The sequence below is a fragment of the Leyella stercorea genome, from assembly GCF_019052365.1.
In the GTDB taxonomy this organism is placed as follows: domain Bacteria; phylum Bacteroidota; class Bacteroidia; order Bacteroidales; family Bacteroidaceae; genus Prevotella.
Map to the genome: position 1 here is coordinate 1 of NZ_JAHQUY010000139.1, position 2,311 is coordinate 2,311.

At 44.4% G+C, this 2,311-nt stretch carries 4 protein-coding genes and 1 pseudogene; 2 read left to right on the forward strand and 3 right to left on the reverse strand.

Annotated features, from left to right (window positions below):
* Positions 1 to 161 precede the first annotated feature (161 nt).
* From KTQ90_RS13065 to KTQ90_RS13075, 3 genes and pseudogenes are all read right to left on the reverse strand, one after another.
* Positions 162 to 479: pseudogene (locus KTQ90_RS13065) on the reverse strand (hypothetical protein); the annotation flags it as partial.
* Between the two features lie 31 nt (positions 480 to 510).
* Positions 511 to 789 carry a helix-turn-helix domain-containing protein gene (locus tag KTQ90_RS13070; RefSeq protein WP_081978971.1) on the reverse strand — a complete coding sequence of 93 codons (279 nt, stop codon included), beginning with the start codon at positions 787 to 789 and terminating at the stop codon, positions 511 to 513.
* Positions 790 to 866: 77 nt separating this feature from the next.
* Positions 867 to 1,166, reverse strand: a complete 300-nt coding sequence (locus tag KTQ90_RS13075; protein WP_217318793.1) for a helix-turn-helix domain-containing protein — start codon at positions 1,164 to 1,166, stop codon at positions 867 to 869.
* A 241-nt stretch (positions 1,167 to 1,407) separates the two neighbouring features.
* Between KTQ90_RS13075 and KTQ90_RS13080 the strand changes: the two genes are divergently transcribed.
* Entirely contained in the window at positions 1,408 to 1,695 is a 288-nt protein-coding gene (locus KTQ90_RS13080) for a helix-turn-helix domain-containing protein (protein WP_071122342.1), read from the forward strand.
* Positions 1,696 to 1,788: 93 nt separating this feature from the next.
* Positions 1,789 to 2,124 carry a helix-turn-helix domain-containing protein gene (locus KTQ90_RS13085; protein ID WP_217318794.1) on the forward strand — a complete coding sequence of 112 codons (336 nt, stop codon included), beginning with the start codon at positions 1,789 to 1,791 and terminating at the stop codon, positions 2,122 to 2,124.
* The last annotated feature ends 187 nt before the right edge of the window (positions 2,125 to 2,311 follow it).

Below are 2,311 nucleotides of genomic sequence, written 5' to 3' on the forward strand. Positions count from 1 at the left end.
CTCAAAGACATAGCAAGGTATGTTTTGAGTTACTCAAAACCTTTGGAGTTACTCTTCAAAGACCTTGCTCTACCTGGTTGTCAGCCTCTCCGAAGTCGGGCTCCCCATGTTCCAATCTGACGATAGTTTGCTCTGTTCCATCATAGCCGTATGTACCACTTAATCATGTCCTTGTTAGCCTCCGGATCTTTCAGCAACTCCTTCATCACGCCAAGCAGGTTTTCCACCTGGTCTGCCGCTATGCGGTAGAATCCGAAACGGCTTGGCTCCTTGCACTGGCGGAAGAAGTTTCTAAAGAAACTGTCCATCAGGTCGCTGTTGCGGTCAAAGCGCAGGAAGTCGGACGTGTTCTCCGCCTTGGCGGGTGCTCGCTTCGGTTTGCCGTCTCTGCTGAGTCCGGCGACGACGCTGATCTCGCCCGTCTTTTCGTCACGGACTACCAGCACGTCCTGTTCATCACTCTTTTTCTTTTGTACCATAATTGTAAATTTTTAATGGTGAATACTGTTGTTATTTGAATTTCTGATGAATGCGGGTCAAGTAATGCTCCACATTCTCTTTCTTGAATTCTTTGACATTATTCTCTACAAACTGCATCACATCCTCTTCCGTGTAGTAGGTTTTCTGCCCCAAACGCTTGTAGGGAAGCACTCCCAGGCTGCGATAGCGTTGAAGGGAACGAGGGGATATTTGAAATAAGAGGCAGAGGTCTTGGTTGTCGAGCAATTTTTCATTGATGGCAGAACTTCCTTTTTGCTCCGTCTCTCGTTCGTGTCTCAACATCAGCATGTCGTAGATGCCGTCTATCTTTTTGTGTAGGTCATGGAGATATAACTCCAGTTTTCTCAATGTTCCATCTTCCATGCTCATGTCTCCTTTGCTATTGTTCGTTCCTCAACCATTCTTTCAATGGCTTCAACTTGGTATCGGCATTGATTGCCTATTTTAATAAAATCAATGCGGTTCTCTGAGCGCATTCGCTGCAAGGTGCGCTTACTCACACCAAGCATCTTAGCTGCATCGTCATTGGTCAACATCGGCTTCAATCCCTTACCCGTCAAGTTTTCTTGAAATGCCATTTTTGCCAATCGCACGTGCTGGACTATTTCTGTCAACTGTTCTGTCAGCTTTTTGAAGGCTGCACTTTCCATTGTTATTACTTCCATTCTAATTCCGTTTGAAATGTTAGATAATTCGTTGTTTTTATTTCTCGGCGGCAAAATTAACCATTTGCGAAATACCCGTTTAACAACTCATTAATGACCCACGTATAATTTTCTTGATTTTTCTTGCCAAGCGGTCGGCAAACCCCAGAAAAGCACTGCCACAGTTATTCATTTTCATTGTTTTTCAACATACACACATTAACTTTGCACCCGAATTTGTTGAACCAATAAAACAGAGAATATGGAAGTAGTAACAATGGAAAAGAAGGCATTCGACTTGATGATGGCAAGATATGATGCCTTGGTAAAGAAAGTTGAGTTGCTGAAGCATAAGGCTAACGGCAAGCGTCTGAACAAATGGCTTACAGGTCATGAGGTCTGCCAGCAACTTCGCATCAGCCAGCGCACCTTACAAAAACTTCGTGACCGCCGTTTCTTGGGGCATACCCAGATAGGTCGCCAATTCTATTACTGTCCCGAAGAGGTCAAAGCCATCGTTCCGCTTATCGCCAGAATCAAATCGGTATAGCGTAAAGCCAAACTCGCCCAAGGCAAAGCCAAAAACTTCACTCTGGGCGAGCCAACACATTTTATATTCACCACTTAATCCAAATTGTAAACAATGAACATGAACCAACTTCTTACGCATGAGAGCAAGTCGATAGACACCGCCATGCAATCCTTGAAGAAAGCCAACAACTGGCTATCTTCATTCATCGAGTCCTACAGCCCACCTTTGGACGGGGAGCGATACCTCACCGACAAGGAACTCTCCGAGCTCCTGAAGCTTAGTCGCCGTACCTTGCAGGAATATCGCAAACAAGGCATCTTGCCCTACATTATATTATGTGGCAAAACCCTCTATCCGGAATCCGAGATACAAGCACTTCTCACTGGTAATTACCGCAAGCCGATAATCGACGGCAATGTTTCACAAGGGGAGGGTACTGCTTCATAATAGCGAAACAAAAATAGCGTACAGGGTACAACGACAAAAATCGTTCTCTCTGTACGCTATTATATTATAAAGGTGTAGGAATCTTATTAAAAAGATGAAAGATTCTAACTTGCACCTTTTGGTGTCGTTCCGTTCATCACAATAATCATCGGATACTCGTGTTTTACTTGCTCTGCTTGGCAATCCT